This window comes from Microvirga lupini, assembly GCF_014191055.1.
GTDB lineage: Bacteria > Pseudomonadota > Alphaproteobacteria > Rhizobiales > Beijerinckiaceae > Microvirga > Microvirga lupini_A.
The window spans coordinates 759,806-780,485 of record NZ_JACHWB010000001.1; the positions used below are offsets into that span (position 1 = coordinate 759,806).

The window sequence follows — 20,680 nt, forward strand, 5'->3', positions numbered from 1 at the left end:
GTCGTGACCTCATACTGGTGGCATGCTACCAACAGCCCCGCCTACCGATCAGCGTGCCGGCATCCGCCCGATAGCCTTCGTGCTCAACAACGGCGGAAGCCTCGGCTCGCCCGTATCCCTGAAGATCAGGCCAGAGGATCTGCAGCGCAATGAGCCGTCCCGGATCGCTGTAACCCAGACGCTTGGCCGCACCACCCAGGGGTGGGCCGATAACTTCGGGGCTGGCCTGCCTTCGTGCACGATCAGCGGCCACACCGGGTGGCGGAAGGGCGGCTCGAGCGGTGAGGATGGCGCAGAGCATTTCTTGACCCTGCACGACACGGTCATGCCGGCCTATCACGCAGCCAAGCAGGCCGCGATCGAGATCGGCACCGATCCGGCCTCCGTCAAGCTCCTGTTCGTCGACATGCTCGATGGGTTCTGCTGGAACGTGGCGCCCATGAGCTTCACGCTGCGCCGCTCGCGTAACCGGCCGCTCCTCTTCCAGTACAACATCGCCCTGCAGGCCATTTCGACAGACATCGATAACCCTCTGCGCATCCTGCCGTTCCTGGGGAACATTCCGGCCGGCCTTGATGCCCTCGGCGGCGTGCTCGGCCGGCTCTGGGACTTCGCCCTGAGCGTGCAGGGCTGGGTCAGCTCGGCGCTCGGCTTCGTCGACAAGGCCTTGGCCCCGATCGCTGCCACGGTGAAGACTTTCGTCGACATCTCGGCTTCCGTGCTTGGAGCAGTCAGCACGGCGGTCGGGGCCGTCCGCAACGGGGTGAGTGGCGTCGCCAACCGCCTGATCGGCATTGCCGGCGACATGGCCCAGGTCGGGATCAATGTGTTCCGGACGATTTCGTCCATATCCAATCTGCCGGCCCATCTTCGCGCTGCGATATCCAGGGTCGGTGCCGCCTACAACGAGGCGCTGTGCATCCTGCGCAACTCGCTGCGCCCGCGCAAGACCTACCAGGAGTACGATGGGCTGTACGGCGCTTCGAACTGTTCCTCGACCACGGGCGGCCGTTCGATGAGCGCTTACACCAACATGAACGCTTTCGCGCTCATGCAGGAGGAAAAGCTGCCGATCGAACTGAACAGTGCGGCGCTTTCCAGCGTGTCCAGCGTGAATCGTAGTGACCCCGTTCTGGCGCCTATCCCACTGGCAGAGATCGGTCGGCACCTCGACAACATCAACGCCGGCACCGTGGTGAACCAATGAGCGAGTTCGAGCGCGAGCTGCCGCCATTTCGCCTGGTGCAGACGCACCATGGCGACGACCTGGGCACTGTCGCCACCCGTGAGCTTGGTGACGCCAACAGATGGCCTGAGCTGGTCTGGCTCAACGATCTGCTGCCGCCCTACCTCACGGACGACGAGAGCGCAGCAAGCCAGCGCGTCCTGCTCAACGGCACGTTTATCCGTGTTCCGGCCCCGGCGGGCAGATTCCTGGGCGACGATGACAGTGTCGAGCAAACCTTCGGCCGTGATTGCGGCATGTGGGGGCGCAGAATGGCAGCCGACGCGGATGGAGACATCGCAGCCGTGTCTGGCGCCGACAACCTCGTCCAGCAGCTCCGTCACGCGATCATCACGCCACGCGGGCAGCAGAAGCGGCATTCCCAATACGGCTGCCTGGTCTGGCGCCTGCATGGCACAGCCAACGGCCCGCTGGCCTCCACGCTGGGCTCCGAGTACGTCCGCGCCACCCTGGCGGCTGACTACCGTGTCAATACCGTCAAAAGCTCCATCGCTGATGTCTCTGGAGATCAGGTGCGCGTGACGGCGCGCGTCGAGACGATTGCCGGCGACGTGATCGACGTCGGCAGCGATGAGCCGAACTTCGCCACTGAAGACCCAACCCCGGAGCAGGAATTCGGCATGCATGTCGACCTGCTTCATGAATTCGTCCACTTCACTTTGCCGCCAAGGCTGAGGTTTAACCCATGAGCGACACCCCCAACGAACGCATCGAGGCATCGCTGGTGCGTCTTGAGTCCGACACCAGCACGCTGAATAACATCGTCCATGGGCCGGAGGGCGAGACAGTGCCGACTGAATCAGGCGAGGTGCCTACCGTGCACGAGCTGTTCAGGCAGATCGGCGAGCACGTCGGCGCGGTGACGACCGCTGCAGCTGCATCGGCAGAGCAGGCGCGTGTGAGTGCTGTCAGTGCGGCAGAGAGCGCCAACGTGGCGGCCAACCAAGTCAACGTAGCCACGGCTGCGGCAGAAGCTGCCGAACGGAGCGCTCAGGCCGCAGAGCAATCTGTGGCGGCTGCAACTGGCCAAGTAACTGCTGCTGCCGAGTCGGCCCAGCAGGCGCGAGCTTCCGCCAGCACGGCCGCACAGGTCGCCAACCAGGCGCAGCAGGCGGCGCAAAATGCTAGCCAGAAAGCTGATACTGCGGGGCAGGCTGCGGCTACGGCTGATCAGAAGGCGACAGCTGCCGGCCAGGCCGCTGCCGCCGCCAACCAGAAGGCGAGCAGTGTGGTTGCCAATGATGGTGCTGGAATGGTGCCATTCGATAGCAGCATCAGTTACCCAGCCGGGAGCGTTGGCAAGGCATTGGCTGCAGCAACTCAGGCTAGTAGCTCAGTTGACAGGATTGTTTCATCGCTTGGCGAGTTGAAAAGTTTGACTGGTGCCAGAGCCGCCATTCTGAACGGGGTCGTCTATAACTTGGACGAAGAAGACGACTCTTCTGCGGAATCATTTCCGTACCTAGTCGTTTCCAACGATGGGAAAAGATGGAAGTGGGAAGTTCCAAGTGTAATAACGGCTAGAATGTTCGGCGCCGTTCCGGGGATTTCTGCGGACAATACAGCTGCTATTCAGAAGGCGATTGATTACTGTCTAAGTTTCACGCCTGCAAAATCGCTCGTCATTTCGGAACGGTATCGTATCGCCGCCACGCTTATGGTTGACAACCCGGTCGATGCGTCTGCGGGTGAATTCTACTTAATCGGCGTGAACGGCGGCGGGTTCTACGTGAATACGGCGATCACGCTGTTCTCAAGTCGTCTCCCATATGGATCTTTCGGCGCTCTGAAGTCACCTTCCTCCGAGTACCTGCACTTCGACAAAATAAGGTTTGAGGCTTCTGACCGTGCGTTGAATGCGTATGTCGTGAGTGACAAATTTCTCCGCCTGACCTTTGAGAGCTGCCAATGGCGCAATATAAAGTGCTTGCAGTCAGCAGACTATATTCAGAGCTGGGCCTTTACCGGCAAGAACCTGATGCGCCGTCATCAAGGCATATTCCTTAATGCGACTTACGGCTACGACGTCAACATTCAGGACGTAAATTTCGAGATCAGCGGAAGCGGCTTCATTTTCGATCAATTTGTTAACGTCATTCGCATGAGTGGGCTCTACGAAAACTCCGATGGCCCCTTCTTCCGTGGCGGTGCAAATACCGGCACTTTCGAAAAACTTTATTTCGAGATGAATGGCTCTCCAGAGCTAGACATTACGGGTGGCGCAACCATCCGAATTTCCGCTCACTTCCATCTCGATCAGTCTCAGGTGATCCCTGCAAATGATCACTGGCCTATTGTTCTTGGCCAATATGTTGATGCAGTGACCATCGATGGCTGCACAAGCAACGGAAACATTTGTAATAATTCTGCTGCACCCGCGTTTTCTGTTCGTCGCGGAACAAACACTGCCGGCCATCTTGAGTTCCGTACCAATCCGCTTGTCGATACCACTATGGCGGCGGCTGGCACGAACCAAGCAACGGCAACGCCTATCACGAGAGAATATTGTCTCGTGCTGTCCGGCGGAGCGGGTAATGGGGTTCGCTTACCAAGCGCCGACACCAAGGCTAGATACAGCCCCATTACTGTCCAGAATCGAACCGCTTCAACGATTACGGTCTACCCAGCGCCAAATGAGCGTATCCTCGGGAATGGCACTAACGCCGGTATGCCTTTGACTTCCGGGGCAACGGCTCGCTTTGTCTGGCAAAACGGAGACGCCTGGGCAAACTTCTAGAGATCGCCTGACTACTTGCGCAATGCCCAAGTACCGGGCGGACGTTTGAGTCGTGACCCCATACTGCCCGCATCACTAGATGCGGGCATTTTACGTGGCTTTCCAGATCAAGGACTTCGCGTCCATCACCGCCGCCATCATCAACCACATGCGTGGCGTTACCTCGAAGGTGACCGACTACCAGCCAGGCTCGGTGGCCCGCACCATCGTGGAAGGCCCTGCGGTCGAGATGGAAGAGCTGTACCTGCAGATGTTCCTTGGTCTGCGCGAGGCGATCCCGGTGGCGACATTCCAGTCGTTCGGGTTTGACACTCTGCCAGCAGCCTACGCACACGGCTTTGTCAGCGTATCGGCTGCGACTCCACCGGCGGCAGATATCGTCGTGCCAGTCGGAACCAGCTTCACATCTACGGACGGGCGCGAATACCTGAGCTCCGTCGCCGTGACCTGGGCGGCAGGCCAGTCCATGGTGATCGTCCCTGTCATCGCTGCTGCGGCCGGCCTGGCCTACAATATCGCAGCTGGCCTGATCACCAGCTCCGCCTTCTTTGGTGCCGGCTACACCATCAGCAATCAGGCCATCACCAATGGCACCGACGCAGAGACCGATGATGAGCGGTCGGCCCGCTTCGCCGAATTCGTCGCATCGCTCAGCCGCGGCACCGTCCTGTCCTGCCTCTACGCTGCAAAACAGGCCGCCGCGCGTGACGAGACTGGCAACATCTATGAGTACGTCACCAGATCCGGTATTCGGGAAACCGCAGGTTACGTCCGTATCTACCTTTACTCCTCGGTCGGTGTCCCGTCCGAAGGCCTGCTGGCCGATGGGCAGCGCCTGATCGATGGGCAGGCAGACCCGGAAACCGGCACCCCGCTGGTGGCGGGATTTCGTGCTGGCGGGATCCGCGTCGACGTCCTCCCTATGGTTGAGAGATCGATCCCCATGGGCATTGGGGTACGCATGCGGTCTGGGTATGCCCTGACGGCTGCGGTGCAGCAGACGATCTCTGACTCCTACGCCAACGCCATCCGCAACGTGCAGCCTGGTGACACGCTGCTGATCGACAACCTGCGAGCGATCTTGATCGGGACGCCAAACGTGGCGGAGCTGGCATTATCGGCGACCTCGAACATCACCTGCGAGCAGAATGAGGCGTTGGTGCCAGGCGCGCTGACGATCTACGCCATATGAACATGTTGCAGAAGCTCCTCCGCCACCCGCACAGCGCTGTATTCGATAAGCAGCCAGACGCAGTTCGGGCGTTTCGACTGCGACACCCTGATGGCGCGTCGTGGAGCGTGTCCAATGACGTGTTGATCGCTGCGCATCCATCTCGCAGTTTCACCTACGACCTCTCGACCTACACGATCGGTTCGCTGATCCTGCGGCTGAAAGCGGACGGCTTTGCCGTCACAGAGATGTCCTCCTACCTGTTCGGCCTGTCGGCCCGGGTGCTCATTACGGGCAGTGGCTCTCAGAGCGTGTCCAACGGCGACCAGCTCATGGGTTTCCGCTCTCTGCTATGGTCGATCTATTCGGCCTTCACGCCCGAATTACGCGAGGCCAGGCGCCAGGTCGGCGAGGCCCTGAAACAAATGATCATCCCCACAGCCGAGGGCGAGTGGCTGGACTACTGGGGTAGCCTTTACGGCGTTCCTCGTGACGACGGAGAGCCGGACAGTCGCTACCAGGGGCGCATACCGGCCGAGGCCTTCCGGCTTCGCGTCAACAAGTACGCGATCGAGAAGGCTGTTCTCGAGCTGACCGGGAAGAAGGTCGTCATCCGGGAAACCTGGGAAAACATGTTCCGCCTGGATGTGTCTCGCCTATCTGGTTCAGACCACCTGGTCGATGATGCTAGGTGGCGATACGGCTATATCCAGCCAGTGGCCAATGAGCTCTTCGACTGGGGCGAAGTGCTTCGGGTGATCGATCGCAACCGCGCCGCCGGGGTGATCATTTTGCCCCCGCAGGCCGAGATCGACGAGTTCATTGACGGGAGGCTCGACGGTACGGTGACGTTCGGTATCACCGAGCTCTTCGGCGCCTTGGTGCGCACCCTTGACGAGGCGCGCCTGGACTGGATGCAGCTCGGTAACGCCCAGCAGATCCGCAACTGGCGAGTAAAGACGGAGAGCGAGGGAGGAATCCTCGTAGCCGGAGGTGTCGCCGGCATCGTGGCCATGGTCATCTTGGACGAGCTGTTCCCCATCTATGTTCACGGCGATCTGCCTGCAGCTCAAGAGCCCCCCGGCATTGCCGAAGAGTTCCGTCTACCCACCAACATCAACCACTGGTCAGCAGGCAGGACATGGTCGCGCGAGACATGGCGTGCCCGCGGCTCCGCATCGCCGCGCAGGTCTGCCGGCAGGATGGATACAGAGACCGCGTGATCCCGTCGTGACGCGACAATGGTGGCAACACGAATTTACGAGGGTTCAATGGTGGCAATTCTCACCGAACAGGGTCGCGTCGCTGTCGCCGCCTACATGTCAGAACAGCCGCTGCATATGGCCTGGGGCAATGGCAGTGTTGCATGGGATACGACCCCTGTGCAGGCTGGCCCGAACGAAACCAGCCTCGTTGCCGAGGTCGGTCGCCTGAAGGCAACTGCCATCCAGTACGCGGTGCCCAACGCAAGCGGCACCATCGACCTCCCCGAAGGTCGTTTCAACGTCAGTGCGACGCCGACCAAATACCTGCTGCTGACCTTCGAGTTCGCCTACAACCACGCAATCGGCGAGGATATCCGCGAGCTGGGTGTGTTCATCGGCACGACCCTCGCCACTGGCGTGCCTGCTGGCACCATCTACCTGACCCCTGATCAGATCGACAACCCTGGTCGCCTTGTGGTCGTTGAGCGCGTGGCTCGGTTCACTCGTCAGTCGAACACCAAGCAGAAATTCACCTACGTGATCGAGTTCTGATTCCATGGCTGATATCGAGCTGGACAACTATTACAACCGCTACAACCCGGCCAAACAGTACGAAGAGCACCTGTTTCGTGCGGGCAACGTGCTGCAGTCGGCTGAGCTGAACGAGATTCAGGCCTGCTCGGCGCAGCGCCACCGGATGATGGGCGACGCGCTCTTCAAGGACGGCGACATCGTGCGCGATGCTCGCGTGATCGTGGACAGCGTCACCGGTGCTGTGATCGCCGAGTCTGGAGCCATCTACCTGGATGGCCAGGTGCGCGGTGTGCCGCCGGCAAACTTTACGATCCCGCTGACGGGAACTGTGGTCATCGGTATCTATCTGCTTGAGTCGATCGTCACCGAACAGGAAGACCCTGAGCTCGCCGAGCCAGCCACGGACGTCCGCGCCTATGGAGAGCCGGGCGCAGCCCGCCTCAAGGTCGTGCCGATCTGGGGCATCCAGGGAGAGCGCGATGACGCAGAGTTCTACCCGATCTACTACGTCGACGATGGCCAGCTCCGCGCCAAGGAGGCGCCGCCTGTTCTGGATGCCGTGAGCCAGGCAATCGCCCGCTACGACATCGACAGCTCTGGCTCGAACTACGTGGTCGAGGGCATGCTGGTGCGACGCCTGTCCGATGAAGGCACGAACCAGGTGTACACCGTGGATGACGGCCGGGCGCGCGTGAACGGCTTCGGCGTCAACCTGACCAACTCGCGGCGCCTGGTGTATCAGACCGAACCAGTCATCAAATTGATCGACAGCGAGCCGACCACGTCCACGTCTGCAACGCTGCAGCACGTAACCTTTGCCCGCCCGCCGGCGCGCGATGTCGTTCAGGTGCGCATCACCGAGCAGTCGTCCGCTACGATGACGCACGCCAGCTTCTCTGGCGGTGCCGACCCGCTGCCTGACACGTCTGTCGTGCAGATCATGAGTGTCACCCAGGGCGGCACCACCTTTGTGGAGGGCGCCGACTATGTGCTGACCGGGCAGACCGTAGACTGGTCGCCGGCTGGCAATGAGCCCGCCCCGGGCTCGACCTACCAGGTCGTATACCGACACATTTCGACTGCCCAGCCGCAGAATCTGACCGCCAAAGGCTTTGACGTGGCCGGCGCCGTGGTCGGCAGCCTGATCCTGACCACATACAACTGCATGCTGCCCCGGATCGATCGCCTGTGCATCGATGACAGCGGCCAGTTCGTGTGGGTGCAGGGCGTGTCGACCGACTACAACCCGGTGCGGCCGTCCGTCCCGTCCACGATGATCGCCCTGGCCCAGGTTCAGCAGAACTGGGACGATACCACCGTCGTCAACAATGATGGTGTGCGCACGGTCTCCATGCGCGAGATCGAAACCATGTTCACCCGCATGGATCAACTGACGGATCTCGTGGCGCAGCAGCTGCTGATCTCGGATGTGTCTACCCGCGAGGCGGCGGCCAAGAAGGGGATCTTCTCCGACCCATTCCTGAACGATAACCACCGTGACATCGGTGTCGCGCAGACCGCCGCGATCAGCAGCGGCGTACTCACCCTGCCGATTATCCCTGCCGTTCGCTCTGTCGGCAGCGACATCGAGACGCCGCAGAAGTGCGCCTTCGAGATCGAGGTGGTCATCGACCAGGCTGAGCGCACCGGTACCATGAAGGTCAACCCCTACATGGCGTTCGACGTGCCTGCAGCGCCAGTTACGCTGAATCCTTCCGTGGATCGGTGGACTGAGACCAGCACGCAGTGGCTCAGCGACGTCACGCAGAAGTTCATTGCCTACGACCCGGGCTATCACTACGCCCAGGGGAGCGGCCGAGGCCCGACCTATGTGGTGACCAGCCAGAACACCAATTTGGTCTCGAGCAAATCGACGGCGATCGCTTACCTGCGACAGATCCCGATCAACTTCACTATCACCGGCTTTGGCCCGGGCGAAACGCTCACCAGCGTCACGTTCGATGGCATCCCTGTGACTCCGGTTTAAGGAACCTTCATGGCTCTCACTGCAAATCCACAAGGTGTAGTCACCGGGCAATTCACTATCCCGGCCAACGTATCTGCTGGCTCGAAGCGGGTTGAATTCAAGGGCTCCGGCGGCAGCCACGCCAGTGCCTCGTTCTTCGGTCAGGGCACTTTCGTTGAGAACGTGATGCAGAAGGTGGTCAACTCGACCACCCGCTATTACGACCCGCTCGCCCAAACCTTCTATCTCGACAGCCTGCGCCAGGTCGCCGGGCTCGACCTCTACGTCGAAGCGAAGGGTACGACGCCGATCGTCGTGCATATCCGCGAGACCTCGAACGGCTATCCGGCCCAGACCATCTTGGCAGAGGCCAGTCTTCATCCCTCCGGCATCACCGCCGGTGCGTGGAACCGCTGGCTGTTCCAGACCCCGGTAACCCTGCTGCCGAATGTCGAATACTGCATCGTCGTCATGTGTGATGACGCAGTGTCCTCGATTGGGATCGCCGAGCTTGGCAAATGGTCGCTTTCGAGTCAGCGCTGGGTCACCAGCCAGGCGTCCAACGTTGGTGTGCTCTTCTCCTCGTCGAACAACTCGACATGGACGGCGCACCAAGACCGTGACATGACCTTCCGTTTGCTGGCGGCCAAGTACACCCAGGCCCAGCGTGTCGTTGATCTTGGTACCGTAGCTGCCAGCGGGCATACCGACGCACTCGTGCTGTCCGCGCCTGACACCCCGACCAGCGAGACCACCTTCAGTATCGACCTGGAGCTGCCTGACGGCACCGTGATCACCACGGGTGACAGCCAGAAGGTGACGTTCATTCCCGCCGTGACCGGCAATATTGGCGTGAAAGCCCGGCTGTCCGCGAGCGAGCATGTGTCGACTACGGTATTCCCGGGCACGGTGCTCGCGCTGGGCACCGTCCAAACCACGGCTGACTATGTGTCGAGGGCGTTCCCAGCTGGCGCGCCTGATAGCGATGTCATGGTGATCTTCGACGCCTACCTGCCTTCTGGCTCGACCGTTGCGGTTTCTTTGTCCGGCACCGGGGCTGGCGACACATGGGAGACGATCCCCCAGGACGGCGTTGCGCTTCCCATTGGCGACGGGCTGTATGAGTATCGATTCAAGAAGGTCGACTTCAACAAGGCCAACTGCAAGATCAAGCTGGTTCTCAATGGCACCAACGCCGCCCGGCCGATCGTCCGTAACCTGCGTGCGAGTGTGACCTGATGATCGACGATCGCACTCCTGCGCTACAGCTTCCGCTGCCGCACGCCGACAACTACCTGGACGACGACGTCGCCAGGTTGCGGGAGGCCTTCACCTCGCTGGACGAGTTGCTGGCGTCCGACGACCCGGCCCTGTCGAGCATTCAGGAGCTGGTCGATGCGATCAAGGAAAATGCATCGAACATCATGACCCTGCGGGAGGATGCTGAGGAGGTGCAGACGCTGGCCGCTGACCAGACCGTGGTCAACCTCAATAGTCTGACCGATACGACTGGCTGTACCGTCTTCATTGAAGGCGTTCGCCTGAACAAGAACCAGTGGACGCGGGATCCTGCAGTAATGACCCGCTTCACTCTCACCCAGAGTTATTCGGCGCCAATGGTCATTACCATCGTGCGTCGTCAGGGAGGCGTGTGAGCAAACTACTCGACTTTTGGGGCGACATGACTGGTGTCGTCCTCGACTATGCCCTTCCAACGCCGCCGAGTTCGGCCTGGGCTATGTGTTACGGGCAGGCACTGGTAGCGGGCGTACCTGAGACCGCGGCCCTTCGGAAAAAGCTCATCGACGCCGGCTTCCCGCACGGTAAGAATGGCAACAACGACCCGCTCGTGCCCGATGGCCGTGGCCGTGTGTTCGCTGGCTGGGACAGCATGGGCGGCACAGCTGCTGGGCGCTTAACGACAGCCGGCGGCGGGGTTAATGGGGCTGCCCTGGGGGCCGTTGGTGGCGCGCAAGCGCACACACTGACAGCTGCGCAAATGCCGCAGCACAACCATGCCGTCACTGATCCTGGGCACAGTCATAGCGTCTATGACCCAACCCACACGCACAGCGTATATGACCCTGGGCACACCCACTCGATCACAACTACCGACACGGCTGATACGACGACCGGGTCACCAGGTAACGCGCAGGGCACAGCGAACCGAATTTTCAACGCCAACGTCACTGCAAGCGCTACCGGCGTAAGCATCTACGGCGCCGCCACCGGCGTCAGTATCTATGCGTCCGGCACCGGGATCAGCACGCAAAACAACGGCTCCGGCGCCGCTCATCCGATCACCCAGCCGACCGGCGTGATGAACAAGATCATCAAACTCTGACCGCCTGTGTCGTGACAGCAAACTACCCCAAGACGCAAATCTTGGGGTTTTTTATGCAATTTATCGACGACTGGAAACGCCAGTTTCCGCGCCTCTGGAGCGTAAGGCTTTCGCTCTTGGCTGCGCTCGTGTCCAGCGTCGAGGCTGGGTTCACTTACTGGGCAACGGGCAAGGCTCCTGTCCTTGTTGTGGCGGCCGCCGTTATCTCGCTCGGCGCATCCGTGGCCCGCATCGTCGCTCAGGTAAAGGTGAGCGACAATGGCTAAAGTCGGTTCCCGCACCCTGCAAGGCACTGTCGGCGCCGGCGCCGCTGCTCTCCTCCTCGCCTACGTGCCGATGTTCGAAGGCACTATCCTGCGGGGTCACCTCGATCCGATCGGCATCGTCACGGCCTGCACGGGTCACACCAAGACCGCCGTGCTGGGCCGGCCGTACAGTGCTGAGCAGTGCAAGGCGCTGCTGGATCAGGATCTGGTCGAGCACGCCCAGGGCGTCCTGCGCTGCACGCCTTCACTGGAAGGCAAGACCTACCAGCTGGCCGCCGCCAGCAGCTTCGCCTTCAACGTTGGCGTCGGCGCTTACTGCAAGAGCTCGATCGCCCGTGCGTTCAACGCTGGCGACGCGATCACGGCCTGCAAGCGATTCAACGAGAATGCCGCCGGGCGCCCGCAGTGGGTGTCGGCCGGCGGCAAGGTTCTCCCCGGACTCGTCAAACGCCGCGCTATCGAGCGGCAAATGTGCGAGGGCAAGCTGTGATGCCCATGCACCCACCAATCAACCGAGACCAGTAGTAATGGCATCCGATGAGAAAGAGTTTCGGGAGATGGGTACCCAGATCGTCCGCCTTCAGGGGCAGGTCGAGCACATCCAGGAGCGGATGAAGAGTTTTGTCACGCAGGCCGAGTTCATCCCGGTGCGGATCATTGCATACGGACTGACTGGCATGACGCTGACCTCTGTCTTCGCCGCTCTGCTAGCGAAGGTCATCATCAAATGAGACGACAAATCCCCGCCAACATCGCTATCCCACTCATGGTGCTGTTCGCACTCTTCATCATGGTCAGCACCTGGTGGTGGGTCGTTCTCTCCGGCAGCAATCCCTACACCGTGACCAACGTCGGCGTGGTCAATGTCCGCGGCGAAGCGCAGGAGCAGTTCCGTCCGGGCGAGGTGGTCGGCATCATCCGCAATATCTGCACGAGCGAGAGCATCGGCACATCGTTCAATCCCGGACTGCGCAATGACATCGGCCTGTTATTCCCCCTGCCAGGCGGCGTCATCCATAGCGAGGCCGGGTGCCGCCAGGGCAAGTACGGCTTCATCATGCCGAACCTGCCGCCCGGCACCTACACCTACGTCAATACAGTCCTGTACCAGAGCAACCTGGTAGGCCGTGACGAGCACGCGATCTTCCCGCCGCTAACCCTTGAGGTTCTGCCATGATCTCCCTGCGAACCGCCAGCCTGGCGGTTTTAGCTGCCCTCCTGCTCGCCGGCGCTGCCGGTGGTGGTGCCGTCGTTGCTACGTGGAAGGCCAATGCCGGCCACGGCCAGGCGCTGCAGGACAAAGACGCTACCATCCTGCGCCTGGAGGGCCAGGTGTCCGAGCTCAAGCTGGCGATCGCCGAGCAGAACAAGGGCGTGGCGGTGGCCGAGGCCCAGGCCAAGGCAATCGACGACATGCAGGCCCAGGCCCAGCGGCACCTGACCGAGATGGCGACCTTCAGCCAGGGCCGCATGGACAAGCTGGCCAAACTGGCTGAGCAGTCGACGAGCTGCGGTGAGGTGCTGCGCGGTAACTGGGAGATGCGGCGATGAGCGAGCTGAAGAAATTACTGGCCCAGTGCGCGATCGCCGTGGCGGCCTGCCTGGGCACCCTGGTGATTGCCGGGTGCGCGGCTCCCGTGCAGGCGCCTGCGCCAGAAGTGGTGGTGGTCGAGAAGAAGGTGAAGGATCCCTGCATCAGCGAGGCGCCGGCCAGGCCGGCGTATGCAACCGGGAAGGGCGACTATCCGGTCGACGCAAAGGGGCAGCCGGATGATGCCAAGGCGGCGGCCATCCTGGGCCAGGACTTCGAGCTCGCCGATCAGTACGGCAAGCGGTGGGAGGCGGCTGCCGCCGGCTGCGTGAAGGTGCCGGCGGCGAACCTCTAACGGGCGTAGCGCTTGCCGACCAGCTCGGCTTCCGTCTTGCAGGCGACGCACACGTCGAACCCATGCCCGCGGCGCGCTGCGGGCATTTCCGCATCGCAGTTCACGCACTCGGCCGGGCCGTAGCCGGCGTCGCCGGGCTGGTACTTCACCGGCGCCGGCCGGCTCTTGTTATTGCGTTCCCACTCCTGCAGCTCAATCTCCTGAGCGCGGTCTTCAGCTGACATCTTGATCTCCCCAAGGGCATAAAAATGGCGCCGGTGATGTCCGGCGCCTTATGGTTATTGTGGCATCACGCCACGACTTTTATCATCGGCTCGCCCTGGGCTGGCGGCGTGCCACCCGCCAGGACGATCCCCATCCAGGCCGACCACTTGGCCATGGCCGTGCGCATCTGCGGCAGGTAATCCGCCCGGTCGTAGTTTTTCGAACCCGTGTCGTTCTTGGCGTGCTGCTGGATCAGGTCACGGGTGAAACGGTCGACGCCGGCGTCGTGGCTGCGGCTCTTCCATGTGCGGCGGATGTCCCGGGTCTGGAAGTGGGGCAGGTTCACGTCAGGACGCTCGAGCCAGCGGCCGATCGCCTGGTTGATGCTGCGGTGGCAGATCAGATCGTCCTGGCTGCCGGTGCGGGCTGGGAACAGCGGGCCGTCGCCGTGCTTGTCGATCAGCAGCTGCAGGGTCGGGATGACCACCGCCGGCAGCGGCACCGTGTGGGCGTGCTTCCCGCCCTTGGTCTTGCTCGCCGGCATCTTCCACACCTGGTTGGCCAGGTCGATCTCGGCGCCCTCGATGCGCAGGGTCTCCTGCACCCGCTGGCCGCAGCCGATCAGCAGCCGGACGCAGGCGCCGGTCTCCAGGCCGAAGCCGCCATCGTCGTCCAGGGTGGCCAGCCACAGGGCGCGGATCTCGTCGGCGCTCAGGTTGCGGTCGCGGGTCTTGATCGCGCCTTCATCCTTGGCCACGTCCGCCGCCGGGTTCCGGGTAATGCCCCAGTCGATGCGCTGATCGACCGGAACGGTGTAGTCGTTGGCCGACGTGATGGCCCAGGCGAAGGCCGAAGCGATGTAGGAACGGGCCTTGTCGGCGGCGCCACGTTTCCCGCGCTGGTAGAATTTGGACACATGGTTGACCACGTCGAGCGGGGCGACTTCCGCCGCCGCGCGGGTGCGTCCCAGGTCGTCAGCGGCCGATGGCACACGCTTCGACTTGAGCAGCATCCGCTCGACTTCCGGGGCGCTGGCCTGGCCTGATGCCTTCAGCTGGTCGACGTAACCCTGGAACATGCGCTCGACGGTCGCCTGGTTGACCTCGGCCTTGGCGGGTCGCAGCTCGGCGGCCGGATCCAGGCCCTCGGCCACCTGGGCGAAAATCTTGCGGGCCAGCTCGCGGGCCTTCTCCGGCGGCATGTCGCTGCAGCGCGCCAGGGTCATCTTGCGCTGGGTCTTGGCCGCGCTCTTCACCCGGTACCGGACGACATAGGTCTTGCGACCGCTGGCCTGGATGCGCACGCCGAAGCCCTCGAGCTCGCTGTCCCAGTGCCACGAATCGCCGCTGGCCGGGGCCTTCAAATTATCCACAGCCGTCTTCGTCAGTTTTGCCATTTGCATCACCTTTGTCATTGAGCACAGCCCGGGTAAGGCCAGTCTGGTGCTCTGATAGCGGCCAGGATTTCGGGCGCAGGTCGGGCGCAATAATCCGGGGCCGGGTGTGATTTTGGAGGATTTAACGGTCGCGCGTCTCGGTGCTAACCCGTTGTAAACATGATCATAAATGATCAAGCGGGAAAATGCGAGAACTCATGCGAAGAGACTACGAATCTGGGGGTCAGAGGTTCGAATCCTTTCGGGCGCGCCACTTCTTCTAAGACATCGATGCAGACGAGATGAAGGTTCGAAGCGCGGTTCTCGCACTCCGAAGCCTTCACGGGCGCTGCCGCCTGGGTTCTGCCCTTATACTTCCGCCGCCGGAGTCACGCCGAGATCATCCAGCTTGGCTCGAACCTCCGTGACCGACCGCTTCAGCTTCAGGCTGATGACCGAGACGGGAATTCCCTCTCGGGCAAGCGTCAGAAGGGTTTGAACGGATTCATAGCTCCAGGAACCGCCGGAAGAATTCATGGCCGAGACCTCCAATCGTGAGCCGCAAGCGTCGCCTTGAAGTGCGGCGAGATCATGAAAAGAAAATCCACAGGGGCCTCCGCCGCAACCTTAGCCGAAGATGCGCGTTCCTTGTGGAGGCAACACTGACAGGGACTCTCTCATGGGCATTATCTGGACCATCATCATCGGCTTCGTGGCTGGTTTGATCGCAAAGTGGATCATGCCGGGCCGGAACGAGCCGTCGGGCTTCATCATGACGACGATCCTCGGCATCGTCGGTGCTTTCGTCGCCACCTATCTTGGTCAGGCTCTCGGCTGGTACCGGGCTGATGAAGGGGCTGGCTTTATCGGCGCCATCGTCGGCGCCATTGTCGTGCTCTTCATATATGGCCTGATTGTCGGACGCCGCTCGAGCTCGACGTACTGATCGCGCCAGATTCGAACTCAGGAATACGAGGGCCACAGTGATCACTGTGGCCCTTTTCTTTAGCCATGGTGGGCGAGACGACTGCTCTCTGAAGAGCTCATCAGGGCCGCCTTGACTGGGCATTGGCCCATATATCCGCGCCAGGCCAGGTAGGATCCACCCGCAAGCGCCAGAATGTTCAGAAGCGGATTGGGGCGGGGTTTGGCGGCGGCCGCGGCAAGGCCGAGGCCCGCCAGCATGTAGACGCTGCGCTCCGTGGTGCTGAGATTGGGCTCCCCGTTCATCAGCGCCCCGGCCCTGGCGGATATCATGTTCGTCACGTCATTTCTCCTTGATTGGCATGGGCCGAACGCGACGCGAAGCGGTGTTGTTCCCCTCTGAAAAAGACTCCGGAAGACGCCCGGAACCTCCAAGCTTGGCCTCCGTTGAGTCCACGCTTCAACCAAGGAGTTGTCACCATGCCAGCCAAGGAAAAGACCTTAGAAGACCTGTTCCTGCATACCTTGAAGGACATTTTCTACGCCGAGAAGCAGATCCTGAAGGCTCTGCCGAAGATGGCGAAGAATGCGGAGTCGGAAGAACTGGCGCAGGCTTTCGAGACCCATCGTCTGGAAACGGAAGGCCAGATCGAGCGCCTTGAGAAGGTCTTCGAGATGCTCGGCAAGCCGGCCCGCGGCGTGCAATGCGAGGCCATCAACGGCATCATCGAGGAAGGCAAGGAAGTCATGGAGGATTTCGCCGACAGCGAAGCTCTCGATGCCGGCATCCTGGCCGCCGCCCAGGCGGTGGAGCACTATGAGATCACCCGCTACGGTTCGCTGAAAACCTGGGCCCAGGAACTCGGCATGAACGATGCCGCCAAGCTCTTGGACCAGAACCTTCAGGAGGAGAAGAAGACCGACCAGCTTCTGACCCAGCTGGCCGAGGCGCGCGTCAATACCAAGGCGGCCTGACGTTGTCGTCCAAAGTCGAGAACCCCGCGCCCGGAAGCGCGGGGTTCTCTTTTGAGCCTCTGGAGGTTGGGAGGCTCAGTGACGATGGTTCGGGCACGGCGTGACAGCCGTGTCCAGGGTCAGGCGCATGGAGCCTGATGGGGTGATCTCGAGCGCAGCTTTCATGGCAGCCGGATCTTCGACCAGATGCATGAAGGCCAGAAGCCGCAACCGCACGATTGGCGGTAGTTGAGAAAGACAGGCTGCCAGCGTCCGGGCGGCTCCGTCCATCATATGATCCGGTATGATGGACACGACGGGAGGGGTCTCATCAGGTAGCGACATGGGGCACCTTATCGGTAAAGGTGGAAGCACCGGTAGCGCGCATGAGGCATGATCCGCGCAGGCCCGCCAGCCGGCTGACATGCCTCAGGCTGTTGTCCGAAATCTGAATGGCGGCCGCGATGCAGGGCTGGCCCGCGACCATGGTCGGCAGACCCAGGGGCCGGACATTGAACCCCGCCTGCTGCCAGCGCGGCAGCCACCACATCTCCACCACGGCGGTGACCTCCGTCACTCCCTCCTCAAGGCAGAATTGCTGGAAGGCCGCCAGCAGGCGGCAATCCGTGCGGCCCATGCGCCGCTCCCTGACAATGAAGTAACGGGTGCACTCCAGGATCGTCGGGCCGGACAGCACATCCTGACCCCTGACCAGATGGGCAAAGGACTGGCTGATCATGTGCGGCAGCACGGTTGGGTAAAGCCTCAGGCCCCCGACAACGCGATCATGGTCGAGTGCGATCAGGTAGGACGCCTGTTCATTGTCGTAGGCATCGACCTCCCGCCCATTGGGTTGCTCGAGGTCGTGCCACCCGCGCTCGCCCACGAATATCTCATGCCTCAGACGGAAATATTCGTCGAGGATTGCTTCATATCCCGCTCTGTTCTCATCGTTGACGATGTGAATTGAGGTCATGCCCCATGCTCCCCTTTTCTGGAGAGCAGTGTTCATGACTGGCCGGGTTTGAATATTGTAGGAAATTACAGGTGCTGATGGCGCATCGTGCGGCCCGCCGGGTCCGGTCCTCACGATGCGCTACTTCAAGGATTGAGCGTCGGCTTCGATCCCAAAAGTGCAAATCCACTTTTGGGTCCGATGCTATCGGTCAGATCTCGATGAGACGGTGCTGAAGCGCCTTGGCGACCGCATGGGTCTTGTTGGCGGCACTCAGCTTGGCGCAGACGCTGCCGATATGAGCCGTGATTGTCCGTTCCGTCACCCCCAGGATCTCTCCAGTATCGGCAGCCGACTTCCCCAGGGCTGCCCAGCGCAGGGTCTCCTGCTCGCGGGGTGTTAACGGGTTGGGCCGCGGGGACGGGGCCAGGACGAGCCGTGCACGCTCGAACGCATACATGGCCATGAGGTGGATGGCTGGCTTGGTCTGAGGCGTCAGGTCAAGGTCGGGTCCGCTCATGGAGAGACAGGCCTCGAACCCGTTCAATCCATGGATCGGCAGGCAGTAGCCCTGTCGCATGCCGAAATCGGCAGCTCCCTGCATGATTTCCTGGCCCCTGGGGTTTGTCTCGGGATCGTTGCGGGCTTCGCTCCATTCAAAGGGCTGAACGGTCTGGCGGCACAGACGGATGACCGGATCGTGCCGGTCGAAGCTGTTTCGCGTATAGCGCTCGTACCAGCCGAGGGGCCATTTCTTGAGCAGGACCAAACTTTCGATGCGCTGCTCCGGATGAGGTAACCCGGTCATGATGAAGTTCTCGAACCCGAACTGGGCAAAGGAGCGCTCCATCGCGTCAATGATCGCCTGGGGCGATGCCAAGCGGTCGAGCTCCTCGATGAACCCAAACGCCTTTGCCGTATAGTCAAGGCTGCGGCCGCTCACGGGCGTCTCCCTCACAGGTCTAAAGCTTAGGGTTGTTTTCAGATATAATGCTACCAAAAGTTTTAAAGTTGGCATAGACAGGGCAAGGTTCATCAAAGAATGGGAGCGGGGCTTGCAGAAGAAGGCGCCAAACCACATCGACAGGCATATCGGCAGCCGGGTGAGGGCACGGCGGACCATGCTCGGCATGAGCCAGGAACGGCTTGCGGACGCCTTGGGACTCACTTTCCAGCAGGTTCAGAAATACGAAAAGGGCATGAACCGCATCGGCGCCAGCCGCCTGCTTCAGATCGCCGGCATTCTCGATGTCGGCATTGAGTTCTTCTTCGAGGGGCTTCCTGGCCTGCGGACCGGCGGTTTCTCCGAGGATAGCGTCATGGCCGAGTTCCTGACCCGATCGGAGAGCGACCGGCTCGTGCGTGGCTTCCTGCGACTGAAGGACGACGAGGCGCGCAGGAAGGTTGCCGACCTCGTCGACTGGCTCGCTTCGGTTGGCTAACCCAAAAGCGGACTAAAATCCCCTAAGTCTCGGTTTCTAGACGCGGTCGGAACCTGCCGCGCTTCTAGTGGTTACTCCCTCACGATTGAGAGAGGTTGACCATGGGCGTGGGACAGCAAAACACCAACAGGCAGCAGGACAACGGCAACGAAGATTGGGATGCGCTGAAGGGCGACGTTGGCGATATCGCAGACGCCGCCGTGGAACGCAGCCGTTACTTCATCGACACCGCGCGCGAGCAGGCGACGGATTACGTCGATCGCCGCAAGGACGACATCGCGCAGTCGGTCGCCGATTTCGCCACGTCCTTGCGTGAATCCACCCATTCCTTCGACGAGCGGCCGAATATCCGCGCCGTTGTCGATACGGCGGCCGAAGGGCTGGAGCAGCTGGCGGGTTCAATCCGCGACCGGAGCTTTGCCGACTTCTTCAATGATTTCGAGGATGTGGTGCGCCGTCGCCCCGCGACCGTGGCCGCAGTCTCTGTCGCTGTCGGCTTCCTCGCCGCTCGCTTCATCAAGAGCACGGCCGAGGATCTGCGCTATGACAGCATGAATGCCGGTTCGTCTCAGGGTGGCCAGCGCCGCACACGTCCGCAAGGTCAGCAAGGTCAGCAGCGCTCACGCGCCAATGCCAGTGCCTGACGGAGACAGTCATGCAAAGCAACGGCAACCAAACCATTCAGGGCCTCGTGGGTGAGGCACTGCGTGAATCGACCGATCTCGCGCAAAAGGAATTCACCCTTTTCAAGACTGAGGTCTCCCAGAACATGCGAACCCTCTTCATGGGGCTCGCCATGGTGGTCGCGGCGGCCGTCTTCGCGATTGCCGCCGTCATGCTTCTCACCGAGTCGCTGGTCGAGTGGCTGGCAACGGTCGTGAATTCGGAAGCGCTCGCCGCACTCATCGTCGGCGGTGTGCTGGCCGTGATCGCCATCGGCCTCGGGCTGTGGGGGAAGAACGCCATGACGGCGTCGTCGCTCACGCCGCAGAGGACCATGCGCTCGCTCAAGCGCGATGCGGAAGTCCTGTCTGAAAGAGGTGCATGATGACGTCGCAAAGTCTGCAGGATCTGGAAAGGGACATCGAGCGCAGCCGCGCTCAGCTCGACCAGACCATCGATCGCCTCCAGGACAAGATGACCGTCTCCGGCGTCGTCGACGATGTGCTCGGTACTGCCCGCAACGGGCAGTACGGGCCGCTTTACGACCAAGTCCTGGAGACGGTCAGGCGTAATCCCGTGCCGGTGATGCTGATCGCCATGGGCATTGGACTTCTCGCTTACCGCCTCGGCCGTCCGACACGGCCCGTGCGCCCGGCGCGGCTGATTGCGGCCGATGAGGATCTCATCACGGAGGAGCATCTGCTGATGGAGGCGGAGGATGCCCGGCTGTACGGGGCGGATGCCGTTCACCAGCCTGCGACGGACACCATGTTCGAGCGACCCGGCATGAATTCCCGCTACTGAAGAA

At 61.6% G+C, this 20,680-nt stretch carries 29 protein-coding genes; 22 read left to right on the top strand and 7 right to left on the bottom strand.

The genetic code is table 11. From position 1 onward, the window contains the following. Positions 1-22 precede the first annotated feature (22 nt). The 16 genes from FHR70_RS03780 (at position 23) to FHR70_RS03855 (ending at position 13,355) form a co-directional block, all read left to right on the top strand. Positions 23-1,207 carry a hypothetical protein gene (locus FHR70_RS03780; RefSeq protein WP_183447238.1) on the top strand — a complete coding sequence of 395 codons (1,185 nt, stop codon included), beginning with the start codon at positions 23-25 and terminating at the stop codon, positions 1,205-1,207. Further along, positions 1,204-1,935, top strand: coding sequence for a hypothetical protein (locus tag FHR70_RS03785; RefSeq protein WP_183447240.1), 732 nt, complete (start codon positions 1,204-1,206; stop codon positions 1,933-1,935). The genes FHR70_RS03780 and FHR70_RS03785 overlap by 4 nt, the downstream gene beginning before the upstream one ends. After that, positions 1,932-3,983 (top strand): hypothetical protein, encoded by a 2,052-nt coding sequence (locus FHR70_RS03790; RefSeq protein ID WP_183447242.1) that lies wholly within the window; start codon positions 1,932-1,934, stop codon positions 3,981-3,983. Before FHR70_RS03785 ends, FHR70_RS03790 begins: the two co-directional genes overlap by 4 nt. A 94-nt stretch (positions 3,984-4,077) precedes the next feature. Then, a complete protein-coding gene (locus FHR70_RS03795) occupies positions 4,078-5,175 on the top strand; it encodes a baseplate J/gp47 family protein (RefSeq protein WP_183447244.1) in 1,098 nt (365 codons plus the stop codon). Next, on the top strand, positions 5,172-6,377 hold the full coding sequence (locus FHR70_RS03800) for a hypothetical protein (protein WP_183447246.1): 1,206 nt from the start codon (positions 5,172-5,174) through the stop codon (positions 6,375-6,377). Before FHR70_RS03795 ends, FHR70_RS03800 begins: the two co-directional genes overlap by 4 nt. A gap of 48 nt (positions 6,378-6,425) precedes the next feature. Continuing rightward, entirely contained in the window at positions 6,426-6,911 is a 486-nt protein-coding gene (locus FHR70_RS03805) for a hypothetical protein (protein WP_183447249.1), read from the top strand. A gap of 4 nt (positions 6,912-6,915) precedes the next feature. Next, the gene (locus tag FHR70_RS03810) at positions 6,916-8,880 is read left to right on the top strand and encodes a DUF4815 domain-containing protein (RefSeq protein ID WP_183447251.1); all 1,965 of its coding nucleotides are present in this window, start codon (positions 6,916-6,918) and stop codon (positions 8,878-8,880) included. A 9-nt stretch (positions 8,881-8,889) separates the two neighbouring features. Then, the gene (locus tag FHR70_RS03815) at positions 8,890-10,098 is read left to right on the top strand and encodes a hypothetical protein (RefSeq protein ID WP_183447254.1); all 1,209 of its coding nucleotides are present in this window, start codon (positions 8,890-8,892) and stop codon (positions 10,096-10,098) included. Then, positions 10,098-10,514 (top strand): hypothetical protein, encoded by a 417-nt coding sequence (locus FHR70_RS03820; protein WP_183447256.1) that lies wholly within the window; start codon positions 10,098-10,100, stop codon positions 10,512-10,514. Before FHR70_RS03815 ends, FHR70_RS03820 begins: the two co-directional genes overlap by 1 nt. After that, positions 10,511-11,203, top strand: a complete 693-nt coding sequence (locus FHR70_RS03825) for a tail fiber protein (RefSeq protein ID WP_183447258.1) — start codon at positions 10,511-10,513, stop codon at positions 11,201-11,203. The genes FHR70_RS03820 and FHR70_RS03825 overlap by 4 nt, the downstream gene beginning before the upstream one ends. Positions 11,204-11,256: 53 nt before the next feature. Next, positions 11,257-11,469: a DUF7940 domain-containing protein gene (locus FHR70_RS03830; protein WP_183447260.1), complete on the top strand. Its 213-nt coding sequence runs from the start codon at positions 11,257-11,259 to the stop codon at positions 11,467-11,469. Continuing rightward, the gene (locus tag FHR70_RS03835) at positions 11,462-11,959 is read left to right on the top strand and encodes a lysozyme (protein ID WP_183447261.1); all 498 of its coding nucleotides are present in this window, start codon (positions 11,462-11,464) and stop codon (positions 11,957-11,959) included. Before FHR70_RS03830 ends, FHR70_RS03835 begins: the two co-directional genes overlap by 8 nt. 67 nt (positions 11,960-12,026) lie before the next feature. After that, positions 12,027-12,200, top strand: coding sequence for a hypothetical protein (locus tag FHR70_RS03840; RefSeq protein ID WP_183447263.1), 174 nt, complete (start codon positions 12,027-12,029; stop codon positions 12,198-12,200). Then, the gene (locus FHR70_RS03845) at positions 12,197-12,646 is read left to right on the top strand and encodes a hypothetical protein (RefSeq protein ID WP_183447265.1); all 450 of its coding nucleotides are present in this window, start codon (positions 12,197-12,199) and stop codon (positions 12,644-12,646) included. Before FHR70_RS03840 ends, FHR70_RS03845 begins: the two co-directional genes overlap by 4 nt. Beyond that, positions 12,643-13,020, top strand: coding sequence for a hypothetical protein (locus FHR70_RS03850; RefSeq protein WP_183447267.1), 378 nt, complete (start codon positions 12,643-12,645; stop codon positions 13,018-13,020). Before FHR70_RS03845 ends, FHR70_RS03850 begins: the two co-directional genes overlap by 4 nt. After that, on the top strand, positions 13,017-13,355 hold the full coding sequence (locus FHR70_RS03855; RefSeq protein ID WP_183447269.1) for a hypothetical protein: 339 nt from the start codon (positions 13,017-13,019) through the stop codon (positions 13,353-13,355). Before FHR70_RS03850 ends, FHR70_RS03855 begins: the two co-directional genes overlap by 4 nt. On the opposite strand, the gene FHR70_RS03860 is transcribed toward FHR70_RS03855, so the two are convergent. From FHR70_RS03860 to FHR70_RS03870, 3 genes are all read right to left on the bottom strand, one after another. Beyond that, entirely contained in the window at positions 13,352-13,579 is a 228-nt protein-coding gene (locus FHR70_RS03860; protein WP_183447271.1) for a TraR/DksA C4-type zinc finger protein, read from the bottom strand. The genes FHR70_RS03855 and FHR70_RS03860 overlap by 4 nt on opposite strands. Before the next feature lie 65 nt (positions 13,580-13,644). Continuing rightward, complete coding sequence (locus tag FHR70_RS03865; protein ID WP_183447273.1) at positions 13,645-14,955, bottom strand: tyrosine-type recombinase/integrase; 1,311 nt, start codon at positions 14,953-14,955, stop codon at positions 13,645-13,647. A 348-nt stretch (positions 14,956-15,303) separates the two neighbouring features. Then, the gene (locus FHR70_RS03870; protein WP_183447275.1) at positions 15,304-15,471 is read right to left on the bottom strand and encodes a hypothetical protein; all 168 of its coding nucleotides are present in this window, start codon (positions 15,469-15,471) and stop codon (positions 15,304-15,306) included. Between the two features lie 142 nt (positions 15,472-15,613). Between FHR70_RS03870 and FHR70_RS03875 the strand changes: the two genes are divergently transcribed. Then, positions 15,614-15,880 carry a GlsB/YeaQ/YmgE family stress response membrane protein gene (locus FHR70_RS03875; protein ID WP_183447277.1) on the top strand — a complete coding sequence of 89 codons (267 nt, stop codon included), beginning with the start codon at positions 15,614-15,616 and terminating at the stop codon, positions 15,878-15,880. Positions 15,881-15,939: 59 nt separating this feature from the next. On the opposite strand, the gene FHR70_RS03880 is transcribed toward FHR70_RS03875, so the two are convergent. After that, complete coding sequence (locus FHR70_RS03880; RefSeq protein ID WP_183448478.1) at positions 15,940-16,191, bottom strand: YgaP-like transmembrane domain; 252 nt, start codon at positions 16,189-16,191, stop codon at positions 15,940-15,942. A gap of 147 nt (positions 16,192-16,338) precedes the next feature. Between FHR70_RS03880 and FHR70_RS03885 the strand changes: the two genes are divergently transcribed. Beyond that, positions 16,339-16,833 (top strand): YciE/YciF ferroxidase family protein, encoded by a 495-nt coding sequence (locus FHR70_RS03885; protein ID WP_183447279.1) that lies wholly within the window; start codon positions 16,339-16,341, stop codon positions 16,831-16,833. A gap of 75 nt (positions 16,834-16,908) precedes the next feature. Here the strand turns inward: FHR70_RS03885 and FHR70_RS03890 are convergent, their stop codons facing one another. The 3 genes from FHR70_RS03890 to FHR70_RS03900 form a co-directional block, all read right to left on the bottom strand. Further along, positions 16,909-17,157, bottom strand: coding sequence for a hypothetical protein (locus FHR70_RS03890; protein WP_183447281.1), 249 nt, complete (start codon positions 17,155-17,157; stop codon positions 16,909-16,911). Then, positions 17,144-17,788: an acyl-homoserine-lactone synthase gene (locus FHR70_RS03895; protein WP_183447283.1), complete on the bottom strand. Its 645-nt coding sequence runs from the start codon at positions 17,786-17,788 to the stop codon at positions 17,144-17,146. Before FHR70_RS03895 ends, FHR70_RS03890 begins: the two co-directional genes overlap by 14 nt. 190 nt (positions 17,789-17,978) lie before the next feature. Further along, a complete protein-coding gene (locus FHR70_RS03900; protein WP_343058720.1) occupies positions 17,979-18,710 on the bottom strand; it encodes a LuxR family transcriptional regulator in 732 nt (243 codons plus the stop codon). 112 nt (positions 18,711-18,822) lie between these two features. Between FHR70_RS03900 and FHR70_RS03905 the strand changes: the two genes are divergently transcribed. The 4 genes from FHR70_RS03905 (at position 18,823) to FHR70_RS03920 (ending at position 20,676) form a co-directional block, all read left to right on the top strand. Further along, positions 18,823-19,209: a helix-turn-helix domain-containing protein gene (locus FHR70_RS03905; protein WP_183447288.1), complete on the top strand. Its 387-nt coding sequence runs from the start codon at positions 18,823-18,825 to the stop codon at positions 19,207-19,209. A gap of 101 nt (positions 19,210-19,310) precedes the next feature. Further along, positions 19,311-19,853: a hypothetical protein gene (locus tag FHR70_RS03910; RefSeq protein ID WP_246407788.1), complete on the top strand. Its 543-nt coding sequence runs from the start codon at positions 19,311-19,313 to the stop codon at positions 19,851-19,853. Positions 19,854-19,864: 11 nt separating this feature from the next. Next, on the top strand, positions 19,865-20,257 hold the full coding sequence (locus FHR70_RS03915) for a phage holin family protein (protein WP_183447289.1): 393 nt from the start codon (positions 19,865-19,867) through the stop codon (positions 20,255-20,257). Further along, on the top strand, positions 20,257-20,676 hold the full coding sequence (locus FHR70_RS03920; protein WP_210277459.1) for a DUF3618 domain-containing protein: 420 nt from the start codon (positions 20,257-20,259) through the stop codon (positions 20,674-20,676). The genes FHR70_RS03915 and FHR70_RS03920 overlap by 1 nt, the downstream gene beginning before the upstream one ends. The last annotated feature ends 4 nt before the right edge of the window (positions 20,677-20,680 follow it).